This is a genomic window from Kosakonia radicincitans DSM 16656 (genome assembly GCF_000280495.2).
Classification (GTDB): domain Bacteria; phylum Pseudomonadota; class Gammaproteobacteria; order Enterobacterales; family Enterobacteriaceae; genus Kosakonia; species Kosakonia radicincitans.
Window position 1 is genome coordinate 1641037 of the sequence record NZ_CP018016.1, and the last position, 25700, is coordinate 1666736.

The 25700-nt window shown below is 55.2% G+C and carries 26 protein-coding genes; 22 read left to right on the forward strand and 4 right to left on the reverse strand.

All coding sequences use genetic code 11. From position 1 onward, the window contains the following. Position 1: 1 nt before the first annotated feature. From mepA to Y71_RS08120, 4 genes are read left to right on the forward strand one after another with little or no spacing between them, the layout of a single operon-like run. On the forward strand, positions 2–826 hold the full coding sequence (gene mepA / locus Y71_RS08105; protein ID WP_007371040.1) for a penicillin-insensitive murein endopeptidase: 825 nt from the start codon (positions 2–4) through the stop codon (positions 824–826). Next, positions 826–1638: a sulfite exporter TauE/SafE family protein gene (locus Y71_RS08110; protein ID WP_007371041.1), complete on the forward strand. Its 813-nt coding sequence runs from the start codon at positions 826–828 to the stop codon at positions 1636–1638. Before mepA ends, Y71_RS08110 begins: the two co-directional genes overlap by 1 nt. Continuing rightward, complete coding sequence (locus tag Y71_RS08115; RefSeq protein ID WP_007371042.1) at positions 1635–2174, forward strand: elongation factor P hydroxylase; 540 nt, start codon at positions 1635–1637, stop codon at positions 2172–2174. The genes Y71_RS08110 and Y71_RS08115 overlap by 4 nt, the downstream gene beginning before the upstream one ends. A gap of 27 nt (positions 2175–2201) precedes the next feature. Further along, positions 2202–2480 (forward strand): YfcL family protein, encoded by a 279-nt coding sequence (locus Y71_RS08120; protein WP_007371043.1) that lies wholly within the window; start codon positions 2202–2204, stop codon positions 2478–2480. A gap of 105 nt (positions 2481–2585) precedes the next feature. Here the strand turns inward: Y71_RS08120 and mnmC are convergent, their stop codons facing one another. Continuing rightward, positions 2586–4586, reverse strand: coding sequence for a bifunctional tRNA (5-methylaminomethyl-2-thiouridine)(34)-methyltransferase MnmC2/FAD-dependent 5-carboxymethylaminomethyl-2-thiouridine(34) oxidoreductase MnmC1 (gene mnmC, locus Y71_RS08125; RefSeq protein ID WP_007371044.1), 2001 nt, complete (start codon positions 4584–4586; stop codon positions 2586–2588). A 155-nt stretch (positions 4587–4741) separates the two neighbouring features. Between mnmC and fabB the strand changes: the two genes are divergently transcribed. The 3 genes from fabB (at position 4742) to Y71_RS08140 (ending at position 8892) form a co-directional block, all read left to right on the forward strand. Further along, positions 4742–5956 (forward strand): beta-ketoacyl-ACP synthase I, encoded by a 1215-nt coding sequence (gene fabB / locus Y71_RS08130; RefSeq protein WP_007371045.1) that lies wholly within the window; start codon positions 4742–4744, stop codon positions 5954–5956. A 212-nt stretch (positions 5957–6168) separates the two neighbouring features. Continuing rightward, a complete protein-coding gene (locus Y71_RS08135) occupies positions 6169–7350 on the forward strand; it encodes an MFS transporter (protein ID WP_007371046.1) in 1182 nt (393 codons plus the stop codon). A gap of 111 nt (positions 7351–7461) precedes the next feature. Further along, entirely contained in the window at positions 7462–8892 is a 1431-nt protein-coding gene (locus tag Y71_RS08140; RefSeq protein ID WP_007371047.1) for a 6-phospho-beta-glucosidase, read from the forward strand. Positions 8893–8925: 33 nt separating this feature from the next. On the opposite strand, the gene flk is transcribed toward Y71_RS08140, so the two are convergent. Further along, positions 8926–9933 (reverse strand): flagella biosynthesis regulator Flk, encoded by a 1008-nt coding sequence (gene flk, locus Y71_RS08145; RefSeq protein ID WP_007371048.1) that lies wholly within the window; start codon positions 9931–9933, stop codon positions 8926–8928. Positions 9934–10046: 113 nt separating this feature from the next. On the opposite strand from flk, the gene pdxB reads away from it, so the two are divergent. From pdxB to hisP, 15 genes are all read left to right on the forward strand, one after another. Then, entirely contained in the window at positions 10047–11183 is a 1137-nt protein-coding gene (pdxB, locus tag Y71_RS08150; RefSeq protein WP_007371049.1) for a 4-phosphoerythronate dehydrogenase PdxB, read from the forward strand. A 65-nt stretch (positions 11184–11248) separates the two neighbouring features. Further along, positions 11249–12262 (forward strand): aspartate-semialdehyde dehydrogenase, encoded by a 1014-nt coding sequence (locus Y71_RS08155; protein ID WP_007371050.1) that lies wholly within the window; start codon positions 11249–11251, stop codon positions 12260–12262. Beyond that, a complete protein-coding gene (gene truA, locus Y71_RS08160; RefSeq protein ID WP_007371051.1) occupies positions 12262–13074 on the forward strand; it encodes a tRNA pseudouridine(38-40) synthase TruA in 813 nt (270 codons plus the stop codon). Before Y71_RS08155 ends, truA begins: the two co-directional genes overlap by 1 nt. A gap of 28 nt (positions 13075–13102) precedes the next feature. Next, positions 13103–13762 (forward strand): DedA family protein, encoded by a 660-nt coding sequence (locus Y71_RS08165; protein ID WP_007371052.1) that lies wholly within the window; start codon positions 13103–13105, stop codon positions 13760–13762. Positions 13763–13865: 103 nt separating this feature from the next. Then, complete coding sequence (accD, locus tag Y71_RS08170) at positions 13866–14780, forward strand: acetyl-CoA carboxylase, carboxyltransferase subunit beta (RefSeq protein WP_007371053.1); 915 nt, start codon at positions 13866–13868, stop codon at positions 14778–14780. A gap of 70 nt (positions 14781–14850) precedes the next feature. Next, positions 14851–16119 (forward strand): bifunctional tetrahydrofolate synthase/dihydrofolate synthase, encoded by a 1269-nt coding sequence (gene folC / locus Y71_RS08175; protein ID WP_007371054.1) that lies wholly within the window; start codon positions 14851–14853, stop codon positions 16117–16119. Then, on the forward strand, positions 16109–16819 hold the full coding sequence (gene dedD, locus Y71_RS08180) for a cell division protein DedD (RefSeq protein ID WP_007371055.1): 711 nt from the start codon (positions 16109–16111) through the stop codon (positions 16817–16819). The genes folC and dedD overlap by 11 nt, the downstream gene beginning before the upstream one ends. Before the next feature lie 230 nt (positions 16820–17049). Continuing rightward, positions 17050–17538, forward strand: a complete 489-nt coding sequence (cvpA, locus tag Y71_RS08185) for a colicin V production protein (RefSeq protein WP_007371056.1) — start codon at positions 17050–17052, stop codon at positions 17536–17538. Positions 17539–17571: 33 nt separating this feature from the next. Next, a complete protein-coding gene (gene purF / locus Y71_RS08190; protein ID WP_007371057.1) occupies positions 17572–19089 on the forward strand; it encodes an amidophosphoribosyltransferase in 1518 nt (505 codons plus the stop codon). 93 nt (positions 19090–19182) lie between these two features. Next, the gene (locus tag Y71_RS08195) at positions 19183–19764 is read left to right on the forward strand and encodes a UbiX family flavin prenyltransferase (protein ID WP_007371058.1); all 582 of its coding nucleotides are present in this window, start codon (positions 19183–19185) and stop codon (positions 19762–19764) included. Positions 19765–20037: 273 nt separating this feature from the next. After that, the gene (gene argT, locus Y71_RS08200) at positions 20038–20820 is read left to right on the forward strand and encodes a lysine/arginine/ornithine ABC transporter substrate-binding protein ArgT (protein WP_007371059.1); all 783 of its coding nucleotides are present in this window, start codon (positions 20038–20040) and stop codon (positions 20818–20820) included. A 264-nt stretch (positions 20821–21084) separates the two neighbouring features. Next, complete coding sequence (gene hisJ / locus Y71_RS08205; RefSeq protein WP_007371060.1) at positions 21085–21867, forward strand: histidine ABC transporter substrate-binding protein HisJ; 783 nt, start codon at positions 21085–21087, stop codon at positions 21865–21867. Positions 21868–21952: 85 nt separating this feature from the next. Then, on the forward strand, positions 21953–22639 hold the full coding sequence (locus Y71_RS08210; RefSeq protein WP_007371061.1) for a histidine ABC transporter permease HisQ: 687 nt from the start codon (positions 21953–21955) through the stop codon (positions 22637–22639). After that, positions 22636–23352 (forward strand): ABC transporter permease, encoded by a 717-nt coding sequence (locus Y71_RS08215; RefSeq protein ID WP_007371062.1) that lies wholly within the window; start codon positions 22636–22638, stop codon positions 23350–23352. The genes Y71_RS08210 and Y71_RS08215 overlap by 4 nt, the downstream gene beginning before the upstream one ends. A gap of 7 nt (positions 23353–23359) precedes the next feature. Further along, a complete protein-coding gene (gene hisP, locus Y71_RS08220; RefSeq protein WP_007371063.1) occupies positions 23360–24133 on the forward strand; it encodes a histidine ABC transporter ATP-binding protein HisP in 774 nt (257 codons plus the stop codon). Positions 24134–24162: 29 nt separating this feature from the next. Here hisP and Y71_RS08225 read toward each other — a convergent pair whose 3' ends face one another. After that, a complete protein-coding gene (locus tag Y71_RS08225; RefSeq protein ID WP_007371064.1) occupies positions 24163–24657 on the reverse strand; it encodes a GNAT family N-acetyltransferase in 495 nt (164 codons plus the stop codon). Between the two features lie 68 nt (positions 24658–24725). Further along, positions 24726–25622, reverse strand: coding sequence for a TIGR01777 family oxidoreductase (locus tag Y71_RS08230; RefSeq protein ID WP_007371065.1), 897 nt, complete (start codon positions 25620–25622; stop codon positions 24726–24728). Positions 25623–25700: the final 78 nt, after the last annotated feature.

Genomic DNA, 25700 nt, shown 5'->3' on the forward strand with positions numbered 1-25700 from the left:
AATGAAAAGAACGGCAATTGCGCTGTTTACTCTGCTGGTGTGCGCCGCCGCGACGGCGGCGACACCGTGGCAAAAACTGACGCATCCGGTCGCCGGTAGCCCGCAGTCCATTGGCGCGTTCGCTAATGGTTGTATCGTTGGTGCGCATGCGCTGCCGCTGCAATCGGACAACTATCAGGTGATGCGCACTGACCAGCGGCGCTACTTCGGTCATCCCGATCTGGTGCTGTTTATTCAGCGTCTGAGCAATCAGGTGCACAATCTGGGGCTGGGTACGGTGCTGGTGGGCGACATGGGGATGCCCGCAGGTGGACGTTTCAACGGCGGCCATGCCAGCCATCAATCCGGGCTGGATGTTGATATCTTCCTGCAACTACCGAAAACGCGCTGGAGCGCCGCGCAGTTGCTGAAACCACAGGCGCTGGATCTCGTCTCAAGCGATGGTAAGCAAGTCGTGCCCGCGCTGTGGAAGCCGGAAATCAGTAGCATGATCAAGCTGGCGGCACAAGATAACGACGTGACGCGCATTTTCGTTAACCCGGCAATCAAACAGCAGCTTTGCCTCGATGCCGGAACCGATCGCGACTGGCTGCGTAAAGTGCGTCCATGGTTCCAGCATCGTGCGCATATGCACGTGCGTTTGCGCTGTCCGGCTGATAGCCTGGAGTGCCAGGATCAACCTCTGCCGCCGCCTGGCGACGGTTGCGGCGCAGAACTGCAAAGCTGGTTTGAACCAGCGAAACCTGGCAGCACAATCCCTGAGAAAAAGACGCCGCCGCCATTGCCGCGGTCTTGTCAGGCTTTACTGGATGAACACGCACTCTGATGGAACTCTTTCAACAACTGTTTATGGTATCGCCGTTACTGCTGGTGGTGCTTTTTTTTGTCGCGTTGCTGGCTGGTTTTATTGACGCGCTGGCGGGCGGCGGCGGGCTGTTAACGGTGCCAGCGTTACTGGCGGCAGGTATGACGCCAGCCCAGGCGTTGGCAACGAATAAATTACAAGCCTGTGGCGGTTCGATTTCTGCGTCGCTGTACTTTATCCGTCGCAAAGTGGTGAATCTTGCCGATCAGAAACTCAATATCCTGATGACCTTTATCGGCTCAACCACCGGCGCGCTGCTGGTGCAGCATGTGCAATCGGATGTACTGCGCCAAATCCTGCCGATTCTGGTGATCTGTATCGGTCTCTACTTCCTGTTGATGCCGAAGCTGGGTGAGGAGGATCGTCAGCGTCGTTTGTACGGGCTGCCGTTTGCGCTGGTCTCCGGTGGCTGTGTCGGTTTTTACGACGGTTTCTTCGGCCCCGGCGCCGGTTCCTTTTACGCGCTGGCTTTTGTGACGCTCGCAGGGTACAACCTGGCGAAATCCACCGCGCATGCCAAAGTGCTGAATGCCACCTCGAATGTCGGCGGTCTGCTGCTGTTTATTATTGGCGGCAAAGTTGTGTGGGGCACGGGTTTCATCATGCTGGCCGGGCAGTTTCTCGGCGCGCGAATGGGCTCGCGTCTGGTGCTCAGCAAAGGGCAAAAACTCATTCGTCCGATGATTGTGATTGTCTCGGCGGTGATGAGTGCAAAACTTCTTTATGACAGTCACGGCCAGGAGATCCTCCATTTTCTGGGGGTGAACGTATGACACATCACTACCAACAATTGATTGATATTTTTGACGGCTGTTTTGCCGACGATTTTAATACCCGTCTGATTAAAGGCGACGACGAACCGATCTATCTTCCTGCTGATGCGGATGCGCCGTATAACCGCATTGTTTTTGCTCACGGTTTTTATGCCAGCGCGTTACATGAGATTTCGCACTGGTGCATCGCCGGTGCCGAGCGTCGCAAGCAGGTGGATTTTGGATACTGGTATTGCCCTGATGGCCGCGATGCGGTAACGCAGGGGCAGTTCGAGGATGTTGAAGTAAAACCGCAGGCGTTTGACTGGTTGTTTTGCGTGGCGGCGGGTTTCCCGTTTAATGTCAGTTGCGACAATCTGGAAGGCGATGTCGAGCCGGATCGTATTGTGTTCCAGCGCCGCGTTCACGCGCAGGTGATGGCTTATCTGGAGCAGGGTATTCCCCCGCGCCCGGCGCGTTTTATCAAGGCATTACAGGATTATTATCAAACGCCGCCTTTAGCGGCAGAACAGTTCCCATGGCCGGAAGATCTTTGAAGCCATGTTGTCAAAAGAGGAAGAGAGATGATCGCGGAGTTTGAATCACGCATTCTGGCGTTAATCGATAATATGGTGGATCACGCCAGTGATGATGAGTTGTTTGCGGGCGGTTATCTGCGCGGCCACCTGACGCTGGCGGTGGCTGAACTGGAAGGCGAGGATAACTATTCGCCGGAAAATCTGTACCAGAAAGTCACCGGTAGCGTGGAAACTGCTATTCAGGCCGGAGAACTGTCGCCGCGCGATCAGGCGCTGGTGATGGGGATGTGGGAAAACCTGTACCAGCAGGCGAAGTCGCATTAAGGGGCGTAGTGCCGGGTAATGCTGACGTGTATCCGGCCAATATCCGTGCCTACAGGTTTGTAGGCCGGATAAAACAACGCCGCCATCCGGCGAATATTTCCACCTTCACTTCACCGCTCTGCCTTTCAATAACTTCCTGACCCACAAACGATTCGGATTGAGGGCTGCCAGCGTTTCGCCATCCAGCGGAATCGGCTCGTCACTCATCTGCGAAGCCAGAATCTCCGCCGCCAGCGGCGCGCTGCACAAACCGCGCGAACCGAGAGCGCCGAGCATAAATAAACCTTCGTAGATCGGCGCACTGACCGCTTCTTCCGGCCGTTCTGCCAGTTGGGCGTAAGCTGCCAGCGTGGCGTCAAAGTCGGCGACATTCCCGACCATCGGCAGATGATCCCGCGTTGCGCAGCGTACGCCGCAGCGCGCGTCGCCGTCGCTGACATCCACCTCTTTTGCCCAGGTTGCATACGGGAAACAGTCGATAAGCCGCTGGCGATTCTGCTGCTGATCCGCCTCGCTGTAACCTGCCTCCTGCTGCCCGCGATGATAGCTGGCGCCGATGCAGTGCTGCTGGTTATGCGGGTTCTGCGGCGTCAGATAACCGTCGTAGCACAGCACCTGGCGAAGCGCAGAGAGCATATTGCTGGTCGGAATATGGCTGACCTGACCGGCAACAGGATAGACGGGCAGTTTCTCTGTTTGCGGGAAATGGTGAATGCGGTGCCCGTTCGCCAGTACGACTGCTGCATGCGCCCGCTGGTTGCCATGGCGGAAATGAAGTTGCCAGCGCTGATCTTCACGGCTCAGGCGTTCAACATCATGTCCATAATGCACTTGCAGACCTTGCTCGCAAGCCCGCTTAATCGCGGCGGCCGTTAACTGCGCCGGGCAGAGCCAGCCGCCGAGTGGGTAATTCACGCCGCCGCATTCCGTTTCCACGCCGGTTTCGGCTTTCACCTCCTGTGCATCAACCGCACGGGCAATCTCCGGCGGCAGATCCAGCGTCAACATTTGTGCGATTTTTTGTTGGCTTTTTTCATCCCAGCCAAGTTGTGTGACGCCGCACCACTGATGGTCAAACGTCACGGGTAACGCATCATACAGACGGCGGGCAAAGGTAAACGCCGCGGGGAAGAAGCGGGCCAGCGCCGGATCGTGAGCGCTGAGCAGCGGATAAAGCGCCCCCTGGCGGTTGCCGGATGCGCCTTCGGCGGGCGCGTCGTCGGCGCAGTAAAGCGTCACCCGCCAGCCGCGTCGCAGCAAGGCCAGCGATAACAGCGCGCAGGCGACACCGCCGCCAATCAGCGCCACATCGCGTACCTCAGTGCCGCTGCGGGCAAACCACGGCGTACGCGGCGCAGATGCAACGGTGTTTTCCATTACGCCGGTCAACATTTCGCGTTTGCGGCCAAAACCTTTGCTTTTGCGCATGGTAAAGCCCGCTTCCTGCAAACCACGACGGACAAAACCTGCCGAGGTAAAGGTTGCCAGCGTGCCGCCCGGCCTTGCCAGTCGAGCCATCGCGGCAAACAGGTTTGGCGTCCACATATCCGGGTTTTTCGCCGGGGCAAAGCCATCCAGGAACCAGGCGTCGACGCGCTGGTTTAAGGAATCATCAAGCGTATCGGTGAGTTGATTGATATCGCCAAACCATAAATCCAGCGTCACACGACCTTCATCGAGCAGCAGTCGGTGGCAGCCGCCAAAGGGCAGCGGCCACTGCGCCTGTAACTGTTCCGCCCATGGTGCCAGTTCCGGCCAGTGCGCGTGGGCTTTGCGCAGATCGTCCTGGGTGAGAGGAAATTTTTCAAAACTGATGAAATGTAATCTTTCCAGGGTAGCGTCAGGATTGGCTGCGCGAAAGGCCGCGAATGCCTGCCACAACGTGAGGAAATTCAGACCGGTGCCAAACCCGCTCTCCGCAACCACAAACAGCGGGCGCGGGTGTTCAGGAAAACGCTGTTCCAGTTGGTTGCCGCCGAGAAAAACATAACGCGTCTCTTCCAGTCCGTTATCATTAGAGAAATAGACGTCGTCGAAATCTCGGGAAACAGGTGTACCCTCAGCGTTGAATTCGAGGTTGGCGGATTGTATAGCGGTTTGTTTCACGTAAGTTACTCGTCCATCAGGCAGTGTCACGATCTTAACGAGGGACAAAGAAAGGCGCAAATTTCCACAGAAAATGTCTGATCGGACTTGTTCGGCGTACAAGTGTACGCTATCTTGCGACACGAAACTTAATTAGTGCGACTTAGGGGTATTGAATGAAACGTGCAGTGATTACTGGCCTGGGCATCGTTTCCAGCATTGGTAATAACCAGCAGGAAGTCCTGGCATCTCTGCGTGAAGGACGCTCAGGGATCACATTCTCTCAGGAATTTAAAGATTCCGGCATGCGCAGCCACGTATGGGGTAACGTTAAACTGGACACCACTGGTTTGATCGACCGTAAAGTGGTTCGTTTCATGAACGATGCCTCTATCTATTCCTATCTTTCCATGCAGCAGGCGATCGAAGATGCTGGCCTGAAAGACGAGGTTTACCAGAACAACCCGCGCGTGGGCCTGATTGCAGGTTCTGGCGGTTCTTCTAAATCTCAGGTTTTCGGCGCTGATGCGATGCGTAGCCCGCGTGGTCTGAAAGCTGTGGGTCCTTATGTGGTGACCAAAGCGATGGCATCTGCGGTGTCCGCTTGCCTCGCAACACCATTTAAAATCCACGGTGTTAACTACTCTATCAGTTCTGCTTGCGCTACTTCCGCGCACTGCATCGGTAACGCGGTAGAACAGATTCAACTGGGTAAACAGGACATCGTTTTTGCTGGCGGCGGCGAAGAGCTGTGCTGGGAAATGGCCTGTGAATTTGACGCGATGGGCGCGTTGTCCACCAAGTACAACGAAACGCCAGAAAAAGCTTCCCGTACCTATGACAAACACCGTGACGGTTTCGTTATCGCGGGTGGCGGCGGTATGGTTGTTGTTGAAGAGCTGGAACATGCACTGGCGCGTGGCGCGCACATCTATGCAGAGATCGTTGGCTACGGCGCGACCTCTGATGGTGCGGACATGGTAGCGCCGTCAGGCGAAGGCGCAGTGCGTTGCATGAAGATGGCAATGCAAGACGTTGATACACCGATCGACTACCTGAACTCCCACGGTACTTCCACGCCGGTTGGCGACGTGAAAGAACTGGGCGCTATTCGCGAAGTGTTCGGCGACAATAGCCCGGCTATCTCCGCAACCAAAGCGATGACCGGTCACTCTCTGGGCGCTGCGGGCGTACAGGAAGCGATCTACTCGCTGCTGATGCTGGAACACGGCTTTATCGCGCCGAGCATTAACGTGGAAGAGCTGGACGAGCAGGCTGCTGGCCTGAATATTGTGACAAAACCGATGGAAGCCTCGCTGACAACGGTCATGTCCAACAGCTTCGGTTTTGGCGGTACTAACGCCACGCTGGTGATGCGCAAACTGAAATAAGTTTGTCGGCAAGCAGAAAAAGAGAGCCACTGGCTCTCTTTTTTTATGCATTGACAAGCTGCCGTTGCGGCAGGCAAACTCCTCGCCGCAACATTATCAACATGATAATGCGTAAGCGTTTAACGTTAACCAACGCACCTTAATCCTGGCACTCAGGTGGAGGGGGCGTGGTACTTCCAAATCCCGCCTTACTCTGCGTTATGGAGTAATGCATGTCTGTAGATGTTCAATCTGTTAAAACCTCGTCAGCGAATATGTCGCTGTTTCGTATCGCCTTTGCGGTGTTTCTGACCTATCTGACCGTTGGCCTGCCGCTACCGGTGATCCCGCTGTTTGTCCACAATGAGTTGGGCTACGGTAATACCATGGTGGGAATTGCCGTTGGTATTCAGTTTCTGGCTACCGTCTTAACACGCGGCTATGCCGGCCGTCTTGCCGATCAATATGGCGCGAAACGTTCGGTGATACAGGGCATGATCGCCTGTGCTCTGGCCGGAGCAGCATGGCTGCTGGCGGCGCTGTTGCCGGTTGCGCCCGCTGCCAAATTTGCGCTGCTGATTCTGGGGCGCCTGATCCTCGGTTTCGGTGAAAGCCAGCTTCTTACCGGCACGCTCACCTGGGGAATGGGGCTGGTTGGCCCCGCGCGTTCCGGCAAAGTGATGTCATGGAACGGAATGGCGATTTACGGTGCGCTGGCCGCCGGCGCGCCGCTTGGGTTGCTGGTCCACAGCCACTTTGGTTTCGCCGCCCTGGCAGCGATCACCACGGTATTGCCGCTACTGGCCTTCGCATTTAACGGCGGCGTGCCCAAAACGCCTGCGCATCCGGGCGATCGTCCTTCACTGTGGAGCGTGGTCGGGCTTATCTGGCAACCGGGGCTGGGGCTGGCGCTTCAGGGCGTTGGCTTTGCGGTGATCGGCACCTTTGTTTCGCTCTACTTTGCCAGCCAGGGCTGGTCAATGGCGGGTTTTACCCTGACGGCTTTCGGCGGCGCATTTGTGCTGATGCGCATTTTGTTTGGCTGGATGCCGGACCGTTTTGGTGGTGTGCGGGTGGCGATTGTTTCGCTGGTCATTGAAACCATTGGCCTGCTGCTGTTATGGCAGGCGCATGGCGCGTGGATGGCATTGCTGGGCGCGGCTCTGACCGGTAGTGGCTGCTCGCTTATCTTTCCGTCGCTGGGCGTTGAAGTCGTCAAGCGCGCGCCACCGCAGGTGCGTGGTACGGCGCTTGGCGGCTATGCGGCATTTCAGGATATCTCTTACGCGTTTAGCGGCCCGTTAACCGGGCTGCTGGCAACGTCTGCGGGATACCCGTCGGTTTTTCTCGCGGGAGCAATTGCCGCCATTACCGGTATTGTGATCACCCTGGTTGCCTTCGGCGCGCGGAAATGATCGCACTATAAAATCTCTTTGCAACCGGTTTCACAGAATGAGCCCGTGGTGATGTCATCTCACTGCGGGCTTGTTTATTCTTTTGCCATCACTACGCGAAAGGAGAAAACAATGGCTGGGTTTAAAGCGGATTTCTTATGGGGCGGCGCGGTGGCGGCGCATCAACTGGAAGGCGGATGGCAGGAAGAAGGCAAGGGGATCAGCGTTGCCGATGTCATGACCGCCGGGGCGCATGGTGTACCGCGTGAAATTACCGACGGCGTGCTGCCTGGCAAAAATTACCCTAACCATGAAGCCATCGATTTTTATCACCGTTATAAAGACGATATCAAACTGTTTGCCGAAATGGGGTTTAAATGTTTTCGCACCTCCATTGCCTGGACGCGTATTTTTCCTCAGGGTGATGAACTGGAGCCGAATGAAGCCGGGTTACAATTCTACGATGATCTTTTTGATGAATGCCTGAAATACAATATTGAACCCGTTATTACCCTTTCCCATTTCGAAATGCCTTATCACCTTGTCACCGAATATGGCGGCTGGCGTAATCGCAAACTGATCGACTTTTTTGTCCGTTTTGCCAGTGCCGTTTTCACCCGCTACCGCAGCAAGGTGAAATACTGGATGACCTTCAACGAAATTAACAACCAGGCCAACTATCACGAAGATTTTGCGCCCTTCACCAACTCTGGCGTGAAATATAAAGCGGGTGAAGATCGCGAAGTGATCATGTATCAGGCTGCCCACTATGAATTAGTAGCCAGCGCGCTGGCGGTGGAAGCCGGGCATAAAATTAACCCGGATTTTAAAATCGGCTGCATGATCGCCATGTGCCCGATTTATCCGCTCACCTGCGCGCCGGATGATATGATGATGTCGGTCGCTGCGATGCACCGGCGCTACTGGTTTACCGATGTTCACGTACGCGGTTATTACCCGCAGCATCTGCTCAATTATTTTGCTCGCCGCCAGTTCAAACTCGATATCACCGAAGAGGATTTGCAGATCCTGACGCGCGGACGCGTTGACTATATTGGCTTTAGTTATTACATGTCGTTTGTCACCAAAGCCCAGGAAAACAATCCGCACCTCGATTACGACGAGACGAAAAGCCTGGTGAAAAACCCGTACGTGAAAGCCTCCGACTGGGGCTGGCAAATAGATCCGGTTGGCCTGCGCTACTCTCTGAACTATTTCTACGATCTCTACCAGTTGCCGCTGTTTGTTGTGGAAAACGGTTTTGGGGCGATTGATCAGCCTGAAAGCGACGGCGTAGTGAACGATCAGTACCGCATTGAATATATGCACAACCATATCCGCGAAATGAAAAAAGCGGTGGTGGAAGATGGCGTCGATTTAATGGGTTATACGCCGTGGGGCTGTATTGATCTGGTCTCTGCGGGCACTGGCGAAATGAAAAAACGCTACGGCTTAATCTACGTTGATAAAGATAACGAGGGTAATGGCACGCTGGCGCGCAGCCGTAAAAAATCGTTCTGGTGGTATCAGGACGTTATCAAACACAACGGCGAGAATATTTGACGATAAATTCCCCTCCAGATGGAGGGGAATTTTTTAACTCACCAGCCAGAAAAGCGCTAATGCGATAAGCAGGGCGATAAAAAAGAATCCCGGGCGCGTGGAAATCGATTTTATTGTTTCGACAATGGGGGCGACAAACGGGCTGTAAATGGGCTGAATATCGCGAACCTCAAAGGTGCCTGTCGCACGTTCTGTGCGGCGTAAAAAGACATGATTAAGAATGTCCTGAACCTGCGCCGTCGTCAGGATCGTCTGCGGCGTGGCTTGCCATGTTTGCTGGGCATACTCGGTAATCGTGCGCATTTCCATATCATCCAGCGGCTGTTTCAGGGCGGTCTGGATAGTGTGCAGCGTGGGCGCGTTGTGCGTGCTTAACGTCTGGCGCGCCTGTAGCCATGTCATCAGCGGCGCGAAATGTTTCGCCGGGATCAGCTCACCGGTTTTGACGCCGGAAAGCTCCATCATTGACTGCCAGATCAATTTACCTGATTCGCCTGTTGCAGCCGCCAGTTTCGTGACCGCCTGGTTCAGCGAGTTGTGCTCGGCAGGCAGCAGCGGACGCTCAGTGGCCGGGCGTTGCTGCGGCTGTGGGATAGTGATCTGGTTATTCTGCAACATGGTCAGCACGGTTTTTAACTGCTGAGGCGTCAACTGGCTGAGCGCTGTCTGACCAAACTGCTGGCGAATAAAATCGCTCACCGCCTGGCGATTATTCCCCTGGCCTAACAGTTCCGTCAGTTGTGAAACCACCTGGCGGGTGGTGTGGTTCTGCGTTGCAGTTTCCACGCGCTGGTTGAGGTTCTGCTCAGCAGCCGGAAAGTGACGCGAGAGCAGCGGGGCGTCATTCTTCAGCCCTAAATCGTGTTTCATGCCAGCCCATACTTCTGCGCTTTGCTGCTGCGTTAACGCGATCAAGCGAATAACCAGTCGCTCCAGCACGGTACGTTGCAGGGTGGATAAGGGCTGTTCGCCAGCATTATTCGCGGCTTGTGTCGGCTCTTGCCCGGGAGGGCGCGCGGGCGTCCCCTGAATGGGTTGCATCATGGATTTCCTCTCACTCTCGCATGGCGGTGGTCGGCATTGCAGGTATGCCTGGCGGCGAGATTATGGCACACTTGCGCGCTCAACTCCCGTTCTCAAACAGGTACTGTAGCGTGAAAATCCTTGTTGATGAAAATATGCCTTATGCCCGCGATCTTTTTAGCCGTCTGGGTGAAGTGAAAGCGGTTCCCGGTCGTCCAATCCCGCTTGCGGAACTGGCCGATGCTGATGCGTTAATGGTACGCTCCGTGACGAAAGTCAACGAGGCATTATTACAGGGGACGGGGATCAAATTTGTCGGTACGGCAACCGCGGGAACTGACCATGTTGATGAAGGGTATTTGCAGCAAGCGGGGATTGGCTTTTCCGCAGCGCCAGGCTGCAACGCCATTGCGGTCGTAGAGTATGTTTTCTCTTCGCTGTTAATGCTGGCAGAGCGCGAAGGTTTTGCTCTCAAAGATCGTACCGTCGGGATTGTCGGTGTGGGCAATGTGGGCGGGCGCTTACAGAAGCGCCTCGAAGCGCTGGGGATCCGCACGCTGCTATGCGATCCGCCGCGCGCCGATCGTGGTGATGACGGTGATTTCCGCTCGCTTGATGAGCTGGTGCGTGAAGCGGATGTGCTGACCTTCCATACGCCGCTGTTTAAAGACGGACCGTATAAAACGCTGCACCTGGCGGATGATGCTCTGCTGGCGCGTCTGAAGCCTGGCACTATTCTGATTAATGCCTGCCGGGGCCCGGTGGTGGATAATGCGGCGCTGCTGCAGAGTTTGCAGGCGGGACAGGCGCTACATGTGGTGCTGGACGTCTGGGAGCCGGAACCTGATCTCAACGTGGAGTTGCTGCAACGCATTGACATTGGCACCGCGCATATCGCTGGATATACCCTTGAAGGTAAAGCACGCGGCACAACACAAGTCTTTGAAGCCTATAGTGAATTTATCGGTAAGCGTACGCAAATAGCGCTCGATACCTTACTGCCTGCGCCGGAGTTTGGCCGCATAACACTGCACGGCCCTCTCGATCAGTCAACGCTAAAAAGGCTGGTTCATTTGGTGTATGATGTGCGCCGTGACGATGCGTTGCTGCGAAAAGTGGCAGGCACGCCGGGTGAATTTGATAAGTTACGTAAAAACTATCTTGAGCGTCGCGAATGGTCATCACTGTATGTGCAGTGCGATGATGCCAGTGCTGCCGCACTGTTGCAGCAACTGGGTTTTAACGCCACGCACACCCCGGCCCGTTAATGTCTTCTTAATGCTCCCTGCGGAAAAATGCCGCAGGGACGCTTTATTTCCTGGAGTAAATCACCATGTCTGAAGGCTGGAATATTGCCGTTCTTGGCGCAACTGGCGCTGTCGGAGAAGCCTTGCTTGAAACGCTGGAGGAACGTCAGTTCCCGGTAGGCGAATTGTACGCTCTGGCCAGAGAAGAGAGCGCGGGCGAAAACTTGCGCTTCGCGGGTAAAACCGTGCGCGTTGAAGACGTTGCCAGTTTTGACTGGACGCAGGCGCAACTGGCGTTTTTCGTCGCCGGTGCGCAGGCATCTGCGACCTGGATTGAAGAGGCCACCAACGCGGGTTGCCTGGTGATCGATACCAGCGGTCTGTTTGCGCTAGAGCCGGATGTGCCGCTGGTCATGCCGGACGTTAATCCCTTTGTGCTCGCGGATTACCGCAACCGCAATATTATTGCCGTGCCAGACAGCCTGACCAGTCAACTGTTGGCCAGTATTAAACCGCTGATCGATGAAGGCGGTTTTTCGCGCGTCGCTGTCACCAGCATGTTGTCTGTTTCACGCAGCGGTAAACAGGCGGTTGATGCGTTGGCAGGGCAGAGTGCCAAGCTGCTGAATGGCATCCCGATTGATGAAGATGACTATTTTGGCCGCCAGCTTGCGTTCAACATGCTGCCACTGCTGCCGGATAGCGAAGGTAGCGTGCGTGAAGAGCGGGTGATTATCGATCAGATGCGCAAAATTTTGCAGGATGACGGTCTGATGATCTCCGCGAACTGCGTACAGTCGCCGGTATTTTACGGCCATGCGCAAATGGTCAGTTTTGAAGCGCTGCGTCCGCTGGCTGCCGAAGAAGCGCGCGATGCGTTTGCCCGTTTCGACGAAATTGTGCTGTCTGAAGAAAATGAATTTCCTACCCAGGTGGGCGATGCTTCCGGTCAGACGCATCTTTCTGTGGGCTGCATCCGTAATGATTACGGCATGCCGGAGCAGATCCAGTTCTGGTCGGTGGCCGACAACGTTCGCTTCGGTGGCGCGCTGATGGCGGTTAAAACCGCCGAGAAACTGGTGCAGGAGTATCTGTACTGATGCAGGACGAAGTCAAAGCGCCAGTCTACAAAATTGCGCTGGGTATTGAGTATGACGGCAGCAAGTATTACGGCTGGCAGCGTCAGCAAGAAGTGCGCAGTGTGCAGGAGAAGCTGGAAAAAGCCCTCTCGCAGGTTGCCAATGAGCCAATTAATGTGTTCTGCGCCGGGAGAACTGACGCTGGTGTTCATGCGACAGGGCAGGTAGTGCATTTCGAAACGACTGCGCTGCGCAAAGATGCCGCCTGGACGTTAGGGGTAAATGCGAATTTGCCTGGTGACATCGCGGTGCGCTGGGTAAAAACTGTTGCCGATGATTTTCATGCTCGTTTCAGCGCTACGGCTCGCCGCTACCGCTACATTATTTACAACCATCGTTTACGACCGGCGGTGTTAGGCCACGGTGTTACGCACTATCACCAGCCGCTGGATGCCGGGCGGATGCATCGCGCCGCGCAGTGCCTGCTAGGCGAAAATGATTTTACCTCGTTTCGCGCGGTGCAGTGCCAGTCGCGCACGCCGTGGCGCAATGTGATGCATATCAACGTCAGTCGCTATGGCAATTACATTGTGGTCGATATCAAAGCCAATGCCTTTGTACATCATATGGTCAGGAATATTGTCGGCAGCCTGATGGAAGTAGGCGCCCACAACCAGCCGGAGAGCTGGATAGCAGAGTTGCTGGCGGTCAAGGATCGCACGCTGGCGGCAGCAACGGCGAAAGCGGAAGGGCTATATCTGGTGGCGGTGGATTATCCAGCGCGCTTCGACCTTCCGGCTGCGCCAATGGGCCCGCTGTTCCTGGCGGACTAGTCGCAATTCATAAAAGGCATAAGTAAATATGGACTTAATACGCTTCCTTATTGATTTCATCCTGCATATCGATGTGCATCTGGCGGAGCTGGTGGCACAGTATGGCATCTGGGTTTATGCGATTCTGTTTGTGATCCTTTTTTGCGAAACCGGGCTGGTGGTCACGCCTTTCCTGCCGGGGGATTCGCTGCTGTTTGTCGCCGGTGCGCTGGCCTCTCTCGGCACGAACGATCTGAATGTACATCTGATGGTTGTACTGATGCTTATTGCCGCAATTGCCGGTGATGCGGTGAACTACACCATCGGACGACTCTTTGGCGATCGATTATTCAGTAATCCGGATTCAAAGATTTTCCGTCGCAGCTATCTTGATAAAACCCATCAGTTTTATGAACGGCATGGCGGCAAAACGATCATTCTGGCGCGCTTTGTACCGATTGTGCGGACATTTGCACCGTTCGTCGCCGGGATGGGGCATATGTCGTATCGCCACTTCGCCCTTTTCAACGTAGCGGGCGCGCTGTTATGGGTACTGCTGTTTACTTACGCCGGGTATTTCTTTGGCACCCTGCCGATGGTTCAGGAAAATCTTAAGCTGTTGATTGTGGCAATCATCGTGGTGTCTATACTTCCCGGTGTGATTGAGATTATTCGTCACCGACGCGCTGCGGCAAAGCAGATAAAATAAGGGCGCAATGGCGGTTCGACCACTTTTTTATCCCAAGTTGCGAACTGTTATGTTTTAATGTGCACCATTTATGGGCTACCAGGTTCATGTATAAAGGTTATCAATGAGCTGGATTGAAAGAATTAAGAGCAACATCACCCCCACCCGCAAGGCAAGTATCCCTGAAGGGGTGTGGACAAAATGCGATAGCTGCGGCCAGGTGCTGTACCGCGCCGAGCTGGAGCGTAACCTTGAGGTCTGCCCGAAATGCGATCACCATATGCGGATGTCAGCGCGTAATCGCCTGCATAGCCTGCTGGATGAAGGGTCGCTGGTAGAACTGGGTAGCGAGCTTGAGCCGAAAGATGTGCTCAAGTTCCGCGATTCAAAAAAATACAAAGACCGTCTGGCGACAGCCCAGAAAGAGACCGGCGAGAAAGACGCGCTGGTGGTAATGAAAGGCACGCTGCACGGTATGCCAGTTGTGGCTGCGGCATTTGAGTTCGCCTTTATGGGCGGTTCTATGGGTTCCGTTGTTGGCGCGCGCTTTGTGCGTGCCGTCGAGCAGGCGCTGGAAGACAACTGCCCGCTGATCTGCTTCTCCGCTTCCGGCGGCGCGCGTATGCAGGAAGCGCTGATGTCGCTGATGCAGATGGCGAAAACTTCCGCTGCGCTGGCGAAAATGCAGGAGCGCGGTCTGCCGTATATCTCCGTGCTGACCGATCCGACCATGGGCGGTGTTTCCGCAAGCTTTGCGATGCTGGGCGATCTGAACATCGCCGAACCGAAAGCGCTAATCGGCTTTGCCGGCCCGCGCGTTATCGAGCAGACCGTGCGTGAGAAACTGCCGCCGGGCTTCCAGCGCAGTGAGTTCCTGATCGAAAAAGGCGCGATTGACATGATTATCCGCCGTCCGGAATTGCGTTTGAAGCTGGCGCGTATTCTGGCGAAACTGATGAATCTACCGGCGCCGGATCCGGATGAGTCGCATGTTGGCACGGCGGCTCCGTCACCGGCCGGTCAGGAAGGCGAAGCCTGATAATACCGAAGGGCAGGGCCACCAGGCGCTGCCCTTTTGCTTTTCAAACCGTACATTATCAACGGGCATCATGGACATTAAACGCATTCCGCAAGCCACGTCGCCCCTGGCCGCGTGGCTTTCTTATCTGGAAAACCTGCACAGTAAAACCATCGATCTGGGTCTTGAGCGCGTAAGCCAGGTGGCGGCGCGCCTTGATGTGCTCCGCCCCGCACCGTTTGTCTTTACCGTCGCCGGAACCAATGGCAAAGGCACCACTTGCCGTACGCTGGAGTCGATTCTGCTGGCGGCGGGCTATCGGGTTGGCGTCTACAGTTCACCGCACCTGGTGCGCTATACCGAACGCGTACGCATCCAGGGCGAAGAGTTGGCTGAAAGCGAACATACCCGCTCTTTTGCAGAGATTGAAGCCGTTCGTGGCGATATTTCACTGAGCTATTTTGAGTATGGCACTTTGTCGGCGCTGTGGTTGTTTAAGCAGGCGCAACTCGACGTAGTGATCCTTGAAGTGGGGCTGGGCGGCCGCCTGGATGCCACTAATATGGTGGATGCGGATGTCGCTGTGGTCACCAGCATTGCGCTGGATCACACCGACTGGCTCGGCCCGGATCGTGAAAGCATTGGCCGCGAAAAAGCGGGCGTCTTCCGCGGTGGTAAACCGGCTGTGGTCGGCGAACCGGATATGCCGCAGTCTATTGCCGAGGTGGCGCAGGAGAAGGGGGCGCATCTGCTGCCCCGGGACGTTGACTGGGATTATGACGTTAACGCGCAGGGCTGGCGTTTTCGCGATGCTCAGGGCGAGCTTACCAATCTGCCGTTGCCGCAGGTACCGCAGCCAAATGCGGCAACCGCGCTGGCTGCGCTGCGCGCCAGTAAGCTTACGGTCAGCGAGCAGGCGATCCGCGACGGCATTGCCGGTGCTATTTTGCCGGGACGTTTCCAGATTGTCAGCGAGTCGCCGCGTCTGATCCTCGATGTTGCCCACAATCCTCACGCTGCTGGTTACCTTGCCAGCCGTCTTGCCACGTTACCGAAGAAGGGGCGCGTACTGGCGGTGATTGGCATGTTGCATGACAAAGACATCGCCGGGACGCTTGCCTGTCTGGAGCCGGTGGTCGATAGCTGGTATTGTGCCCCACTGGAAGGGCCGCGCGGTGCAACTGCAGAACAACTGCTGGAGCATCTGAATTCTGGCCGGGCGTGGCCGGATGTTGCGCAGGCCTGGCAGGCGGCGATGGCCGATGCTGACGCCAACGATACTGTTCTGGTGTGTGGATCGTTCCACACGGTGGCTCATGTCATGGAAGCGATGGACGCGGGGAGAACCGGTGGCAAGTAAGTTTCAGAACCGTTTGATGGGTACCATTGTGCTGGTTGCGCTCGGGGTGATTATTCTTCCCGGGCTGCTCGACGGGCAGAAAAAACATTATCAGGATGAGTTTGCCGCGATCCCGCTGGTGCCGAAACCTGGCGATCGCGATGAGCCGGACATGATGCCAGCTGCAACGCAGGCGCTTCCGGCGCAGCCGCCGGAAGGCGCAGCGGAAGAGGTGCGCGCTGGCGATGCAGAAGCACCGTCGCTGGATGCTTCAAGGCTGGCGGCGAACGGCGCTCCGCAACCGGAAGTCACCAGCACGCCGGTTGAACAACCGAAACCTAAACCGCAGCCAAAACCGCAGGCGCAGCAACAAACCGCGCCGCCCGCAACGCGTGATAAAGCCAGCGAGCAGCTTGCTGTGGCAAACGAAACGTCAGCGCCGCCTGCGAAAGCGCAGGACGACAAAACGGTGCCAACCGGTAAAGCATATGTGGTGCAGCTTGGCGCGCTGAAGAATGCGGATAAAGTGAATGAAATCGTTGGTAAATTACGTGGCGCAGGTTATCGCGTTTACACGTCGCCGACGACGCCGGTTCAGGGTAAAATCACTCGTATTCTGGTGGGGCCGGATGCGTCGCGCGATAAGCTGAAAGGCTCACTGGAGGAGTTGAAACAGCTCTCCGGGCTGAGCGGCGTGGTGATGGGTTATACGCCGAACTAACGGCTGAAGAGAAAAAACGGCGCCACTTCTCATCCCTCTCTGTACGGCAAAGCGGGCAGGGATGAGGGGAAATAAAGCCCTGACTACAGGCAACCGGAACCGTGGCGTTGAATATTTTTTCAGCGCCATTTTTATTTCCGCGCGGGAAGGAAATCCCTACGCAAACGTTTTCTTTTTCTGTTAGAATGCGCCCCGAACTGGACGACAGGGCGTAAAATCGTGGGACACATATGGTCTGGATTGATTACGCCATCATTGCGGTGATTGGTTTTTCTTGTCTGGTAAGCCTGATCCGCGGCTTTGTTCGTGAAGCGTTATCGCTGGTGACATGGGGCTGTGCTTTCTTTGTCGCCAGTCATTACTACACTTACCTGTCTGTCTGGTTCACGGGCTTTGAAGACGAACTGGTGCGCAATGGGATAGCCATCGCAGTACTGTTCATCGCGACGCTGATTGTCGGTGCTATCGTTAACTATGTGATCGGTGCGCTGGTCGAGAAGACTGGCCTGTCGGGTACAGACAGAGTACTGGGGATCTGTTTTGGCGCGCTACGCGGCGTACTGATCGTCGCCGCCATTCTGTTCTTTCTCGATACCTTTACCGGGCTGTCGAAAAGTGAAGACTGGCAGAAGTCGCAGCTTATCCCACAATTCAGCTTCATCATCAGATGGTTCTTTGACTATCTGCAAAGTTCGTCGAGTTTCTTGCCCAGGGCATAGGCCCTGAGATGTGGCTTAACGAGGAAAAGACGTATGTGCGGTATTGTCGGTATCGCCGGTTTTATGCCGGTAAACCAGTCGATTTATGACGCGTTGTCGGTGCTTCAGCACCGTGGGCAGGATGCCGCAGGCATCATCACCATCGACGAAAACAACTGTTTCCGTCTGCGTAAGGCGAACGGTCTGGTGAATGATGTATTCGAGGCCCGCCATATGCAGCGCCTGCAAGGCAATATGGGGATTGGTCACGTACGTTATCCTACCGCTGGTAGTTCCAGCGCATCTGAAGCGCAGCCGTTTTACGTTAACTCCCCTTACGGCATCACGCTGGCGCACAACGGCAATCTGACCAATGCGCATGAGCTGCGTAAAAAGCTGTTCGAAGAGAAGCGCCGCCACATTAACACCACTTCTGATTCTGAAATCCTGCTCAATGTGTTTGCCAGCGAGCTGGATAACTTCCGCCACTATCCGCTGGAAGCGGATAACATTTTTGCCGCTATTGCCGGAACTAACCGCCAGATCCGCGGTGCTTATGCCTGCGTGGCGATGATTATCGGCCACGGTATGGTCGCTTTCCGCGATCCGAATGGCATCCGCCCGCTGGTGCTGGGTAAACGCGAAATCGGCGATGGCCGCACTGAATATATGGTGGCGTCTGAAAGCGTGGCGCTGGATACGCTGGGCTTCGAATTCCTGCGTGATGTCGCGCCGGGCGAAGCGGTGTATATCACCGAAAAAGGCCAGTTGTTCAGCCGTCAGTGTGCGGATAACCCGGTCAGCAACCCGTGCCTGTTCGAATACGTTTATTTCGCGCGCCCGGACTCCTTCATCGACAAAATTTCCGTCTACAGCGCCCGCGTCAATATGGGCACTAAGCTTGGCGAGAAAATCGCGCGCGAGTGGGAAGATCTGGATATCGACGTGGTCATTCCTATCCCGGAAACGTCCTGCGATATCGCGCTGGAAATTGCGCGTATCCTTGGTAAACCGTACCGCCAGGGCTTTGTGAAAAACCGCTATGTCGGTCGTACCTTTATCATGCCGGGCCAGCAACTGCGTCGTAAATCCGTACGCCGTAAGCTGAACGCAAACCGTGCCGAGTTCCGCGATAAAAACGTGCTGCTGGTGGATGATTCCATTGTGCGCGGCACCACTTCCGAGCAGATTATCGAGATGGCTCGCGAAGCCGGGGCGAAAAAAGTGTACCTCGTTTCTGCTGCGCCGGAGATTCGCTTCCCGAACGTTTACGGTATCGATATGCCGACGGCCAATGAGCTGATCGCTCACGGGCGCGAAGTGGATGAAATCCGCCAGATCATCGGCGCTGACGGCCTGATTTTCCAGGATCTCAACGATCTTATCGAGGCGGTACGCTCTGAAAACCCGGATATCCAGCAGTTTGAATGCTCGGTATTCAACGGTGTGTATGTCACCAGGGATGTTGATCAGCAGTACCTTGATTATCTCGACTCGCTGCGCAATGACGATGCCAAAGCGGTGCAGCGTCAGAACGAAGTGGAAAGCTTAGAGATGCATAACGAAGGTTAATCCTGCCGCGCCCCTCCATCGTGAGGGGCGCAATCTGTTGCAACGCCCTCTATAATCAGGCAAAGTTCGTCCGATAAAAAAGGGGCAACAATCATGAAACGACTCATTGTGGGGATCTCTGGCGCCAGTGGCGCAATTTACGGCGTTCGCCTGTTGCAGGTGCTACGCGACGTGGCAGAGGTTGAAACCCATCTGGTGATGAGTCAGGCGGCCCGCCAGACGCTGACGCTGGAAACTGATTTTTCTCTGCGCGATGTACAGGCGCTGGCGAATGTGGTGCACGATGCGCGCGATATCGCCGCCAGCATCTCGTCTGGTTCGTTTAAAACCGCAGGCATGGTAATTCTTCCTTGCTCGATCAAAACCCTCTCCGGCATTGTGCACAGCTACACCGACAGCCTGCTGACGCGGGCGGCAGATGTGGTGCTGAAAGAGCGCAGGCCGCTGGTGCTGTGCGTGCGTGAAACGCCGCTGCACCTTGGGCATTTGCGTTTGATGACCCAGGCGGCGGAACTGGGCGCGGTAATTATGCCGCCGGTACCGGCGTTTTATCACCGCCCGCAAAGCCTGGATGCGGTGATTGATCAGACCGTTAACCGCGTTCTTGATCAGTTTGACATTGAGTTGCCGGAAGATCTGTTTACCCGCTGGCAAGGGAGCGATGCCGCAAAATAGTGCGCTGCTACCCGGCGTGCGCTTTTTTGGGGCAATTCTGCAAGCGCGATCATATCCTCAACATTTAATCCTCTTTTCCCCGTGCTAACACTCCGGTTCGTTCAGCAGACCTGCTATCTTTCATCATTAAGTAAGTTTGCAACGTTTTATTAACAAATTTAACGCGGTCTTTTTCCGGCTGCGGGAAACTGGCATAAGACGTGCAAGGTAACTGTCAGCAACACACAACACAACGTAATACAGAATAAAAAACAGAACACTTGAGGGTAATGTATGAAGAAGACGGTTCTCGCTCTGTCTTTACTGTTGGGCCTGTCAGCGACAGCCAGCGTTTATGCAGCGCTTCCCCACACGGTGCGCATCGGTACTGATGCAACCTATGCGCCGTTCTCATCGAAAGATGCGAAAGGGGACTTCGTGGGTTTTGATATCGATCTCGGCAACGAAATGTGCAAACGCATTCATGTGAAATGCACCTGGGTCGGCAGTGATTTTGATTCGCTGATCCCGTCGCTGAAAGCGAAAAAAATCGACGCCATCATCTCTTCTCTGTCGATTACGGAAAAACGTCAGCAGGAAATTGCGTTCTCTGACAAACTCTACGCTGCCGATTCCCGCCTGATTGCCGCCAAAGGTTCATCGATTCAGCCGACGCTGGATTCGCTGAAAGGCAAGCACGTTGGCGTGCTGCAGGGTTCTACCCAGGAAGGCTATGCCAATGACAACTGGCGCACCAAGGGCATCGATGTGGTGGCCTACCAGAACCAGGATCTGATCTACTCTGACCTCGCTGCGGGTCGTCTGGATGCAGCATTCCAGGATGAGGTTGCTGCCAGCGAAGGCTTCCTGAAACAGCCTGCCGGGAAAGACTTCGCTTTTGCTGGCCCGTCAGTGAAAGATAAGAAATACTTCGGCGACGGCACCGGTATCGGTCTGCGCAAAGATGATACTGAGCTGAAAGCCGCGTTCGACAAAGCATTTGCCGAACTGCGTAAAGATGGTACCTACGACAAACTCGCCAAAAAGTACTTCGACTTTAACGTCTACGGCGATTAAGGCTGCATAACCCGGCTTATCCGGGATGAGGGAAATATGCACCACGTTAAATAACTGGCGTGGTGCATTTATACGGTAAATGTCTCGTTGTGGTGCACGCTATGCACCATGTTGGTGCATGAATGCATAGTTAAGCATTCATACTGCAAAAAAAGCCAGCGCTCGGGCATAATTTTTTGCCTTGCCGGGGCATATGATGGCACGATAACGGCACCGTATTGTTATGAGAATTCCCTTAGGAAAGACAGTCTGTTGAGGATAATGATGAAAAAACTGGTGCTCTCCCTTTCGCTGGTGCTTGCGTTTTCCAGCGTTTCTACTGTGTTCGCAGCCATTCCGCAAAAATTACGTATTGGTACCGATCCTACTTATGCGCCTTTCGAATCGAAGAATGCGCAGGGGGAATTGATCGGTTTTGACATCGATTTGGCGAAAGAACTGTGCAAACGCATCAAAACCCAGTGTGTGTTTATTGAGAACCCGCTGGATGCACTGATTCCCTCGCTGAAAGCGAAAAAAATCGATGCCATCATGTCATCACTCTCCATTACCGAAAAACGTCAGCAGGAAATCGATTTCACCGACAAGCTTTACGCGGCGGATTCCCGATTGGTGGTGGCGAAAAATTCTAACGTTCAGCCGGATCTGGACAAGCTGAAAGGTAAACGCATTGGCGTGTTGCAGGGCACCACGCAGGAAACTTACGGCAACGTAAACTGGGCGCCAAAAGGGGTGGAAATCGTCTCCTATCAGGGCCAGGACAACATCTACTCTGACCTGACTGCTGGCCGCATTGATGCCGCGTTCCAGGACGAAGTGGCGGCCAGCGAAGGTTTCCTGAAAACGCCGGTCGGTAAAGATTACAAATTTGGTGGTCCGTCCATCAAAGATGAGAAATTGTTTGGCGTTGGCACCGGCATGGGCGTACGCAAAGGTGACACCGAGCTACGCGATGCGCTGAACAAAGCGTTTGCTGAAATGCGCGCGGACGGCACTTACGAAAAGCTGGCGAAGAAATACTTTGATTTTGATGTTTATGGTGGCTAATCCCACCCGTGCTTAACGTGCAGCCCCTCTCACATTGGGAGGGGAAGAGACACGGCAAAACACCACATACGACAGGACAGGCTGCATGCTGTACGGGTTTTCTCAAGTTATATTACACGGTGCGTTAGTCACCCTGGAGCTGGCCATCAGTTCGGTGGTGCTGGCGGTACTTATTGGTCTGGTAGGCGCAGGGGCGAAACTGTCGAAAAACCGGGCGTTGGCGCTGATCTTTGAAGGCTATACCACGCTCATTCGTGGTGTTCCGGATCTGGTGTTGATGCTGCTGATTTTTTACGGCCTGCAAATCGCCCTCAACAGCATCACGGATGCGCTGGGCATGGACCAACTGGATATCGATCCGATGGTCGCCGGTATTATTACCCTCGGTTTTATTTACGGCGCCTATTTTACGGAAACCTTCCGCGGCGCCTTTATGGCGGTACCGAAAGGGCATATTGAAGCGGCAACAGCGTTTGGTTTTACCGGTCGGCAAATCTTTCGCCGCATCCTGTTCCCGGCGATGATGCGTTACGCGCTGCCGGGTATTGGCAACAACTGGCAGGTGATCCTGAAAGCAACAGCACTGGTTTCGCTGTTGGGGCTGGAAGATGTGGTCAAAGCCACTCAGCTCGCCGGGAAAAGTACCTGGGAGCCCTTCTATTTTGCTATCGTCTGCGGGGTGATTTACCTCGTTTTTACAACGGTTTCCAATGGTGTGCTGCTTCTTCTCGAACGTCGCTACTCCGTGGGTGTGAAGAGGGCTGACCTGTGATCGAGATCATTCAGGAGTACTGGCAATCGCTGCTGTGGAGCGACGGTTATCGCCTGACGGGCGTGGCAATTACCCTGTGGCTGTTGATTTCATCGGTGGCGATGGGCGGCGTGCTGGCGGTGTTTCTGGCCATCGGACGTGTTTCCAGCAATAAATTTGTCTGCTTCCCGATTTGGTTATTCACCTACGTGTTTCGCGGTACGCCGCTCTATGTTCAACTGCTGGTGTTCTACTCCGGCATGTACACGCTGGAGATCGTCAAGGGCACCGAGCTGCTGAATGCCTTCTTCCGTAGCGGCCTGAACTGCACGGTGCTGGCGCTGACGCTCAATACCTGTGCCTATACTACTGAGATTTTCGCCGGTGCGATCCGTTCGGTGCCGCACGGCGAAATTGAGGCGGCGCGGGCCTATGGTTTCTCGTCGTTCAAAATGTACCGCAGCATTATCCTGCCGGCGGCGCTGCGCATTGCGCTGCCTGCGTACAGCAACGAAGTCATTTTGATGCTGCACTCAACGGCGCTGGCCTTTACCGCCACGGTGCCGGACCTGCTGAAAATTGCCCGTGATATCAACTCCGCAACTTACCAGCCGTTTACCGCGTTTGGTATTGCTGCGGTGCTGTATCTGATTATCTCTTATGTGCTGATTAGCTTATTCCGCAAGGCGGAAAAGCGCTGGTTGCAGCATATGAAACCTTCTTCGACGCACTGAGAACACGATGTCTGAGAATAAATTAAACGTTATCGATCTGCACAAACGCTACGGCGAACATGAAGTGCTGAAGGGCGTCTCGTTGCAGGCCAACGCGGGCGATGTGATTAGTATCATCGGTTCCTCCGGCTCCGGTAAAAGTACCTTTTTGCGCTGTATTAACTTCCTCGAAAAACCGAGCGAAGGCACCATCGTGGTTAACGGCCAGAATATCAATCTGGTCCGCGATAAAGATGGCCAGTTGCGCGTTGCGGATAAACACCAGTTGCGTCTGCTGCGTACGCGTCTGACGATGGTGTTTCAGCATTTCAACTTGTGGAGCCATATGACGGTGCTGGAGAACGTCATGGAAGCGCCGATTCAGGTGCTGGGCTTGAGCAAGCAGGAAGCCCGCGAACGCGCGGTGAAATATCTGGCGAAAGTCGGCATTGATGAGATGCAGCAGCAAAAGTACCCGGTGCATTTGTCCGGCGGTCAGCAGCAGCGTGTTTCCATTGCCCGCGCGCTGGCGATGGAGCCGGAAGTATTGCTGTTTGATGAACCGACTTCGGCGCTCGATCCTGAACTGGTGGGCGAAGTGCTGCGCATTATGCAGCAACTGGCGGAAGAGGGGAAAACCATGGTGGTGGTAACGCATGAAATGGGCTTTGCCCGCCATGTTTCCACCCACGTTATTTTCCTGCACCAGGGCAAGATTGAAGAAGAGGGCGCGCCGGATGAGTTGTTCGGCAACCCGAAAAGCACGCGTTTGCAGCAGTTCCTCAAAGGTTCGCTGAAGTGATATAAGGCCGCCGTACAGGCGGCCTCAATCTATGCTTTTTCCCGCCGGTAAATCCAGTCGTCATGATATTCGCCGCGCAGCAGGTAGGCTTTTTCCAGCACCTGTACACGTTGAAAACCACTTTTTTCCAGCACCCTCACCGACCCCTGATTCTCTGCCAGCACCCAGGCGTTCAGTGCCTGCACTTCGCTATCAAACGCGTATTCGCACAGCGCCTGTAGCGCTTCTGATGCAACGCCTTGCCCCTGCGCGGCGGGCGCAATCGAGTAGCCGACATCGGCTTCCTGTGGATTGTGCTGGCTGATACGCAGACCGATATCGCCCACCGAAGTATGCTGGGCGTTGCGAATAATAAAGGCGTGGCGATCGGCAAGACGATCGTCGAACAGGGTGCGAATCTGTTCTTCAGAGGCGATCTCGCCCATATAGCGCATCACGCTGCCATTCCTGCGCAGATGCAGGAAAAATGGCCAGTCGGAGGGTTCAAACGGGGAGAGAGTCAAGCGGGAAGTGTACAACGTCATGCCAGCGCCCTTACGGTGGTAAAGCGTCTTAGCTTACCACTGCAAACGCGCTGGCGGAGCCACGAAAATTAAGAGGTAACCACATCCTCCAGCGCCTCTTCCAGATCGTACCAGCGGAAAGCGAAACCAGCGGCTTCGAGGCGTTTCGGCAATGCGCGCTGGCCGCCAAGCACCAGAACAGAGGATTCGCCCATCATCAGGCGCACGGCGAAAGCAGGCGCGCGCATAATGGTCGGGCGGTGCAGCACATGGCCGAGCGTATGAGCAAACTGCTCGTTACGCACCGGGTAGGGCGAAACCATATTGAACGGCCCGCGCAGATCGTTATCCAGCAGCCAGAGAATGCCGTTCAGCATATCGTCGATATGGATCCACGCCAGATACTGACGGCCATTGCCAATTGGGCCGCCGAGTCCGAGACGGAACAGCGGCAGCAGCTTGCCGAGGATCCCGCCCTGCGGCGCGAACACCACGCCAGTACGCAGCAGACAAACGCGGGTGCGATCGCTTTGCGCTTCGCAGGCAATTTGCTCCCAGCGGGCGCAAAGTTTATGCGTGAACTCGTTGTGCGGCGGCTCCTCTTCGGTGACCACTACTTCACCGAGATCGCCGTAGTAGCCCGCCGCCGATCCGGAAATCAGCACGCGCGGCGGCGTGTCGCTGGCCTTAATTAAATCCGCCAGCTGTTGCGTTATCTGCCAGCGGCTGTTGCACAGACGCTGCTTCTGCTCTTCGCTCCAGCGTTTATCGGCGATCGGCTCGCCTGCCAGGTTGATCACCGCATCAAACTCATTGAGGTGAGTGTGATCGTTTAGCCCTTTCCACAGCGTCACGCGGGCATCAAGTAGCTGTTGCGCTTTGGCCGGGCTGCGCGTCACAACGGTAACGGCATGCCCAAGCTCCAGCAGCCGAGGGATGAGATGACGACCAATCAGGCCAGTCCCGCCGGTAATCAGTATCTTCATGTTTCCCTCCTTTGGTGATGTTCCATTTCAGCATAAGTGAGCGGCTCAAATCCGCGTGCGATACCGAACACATTTCAC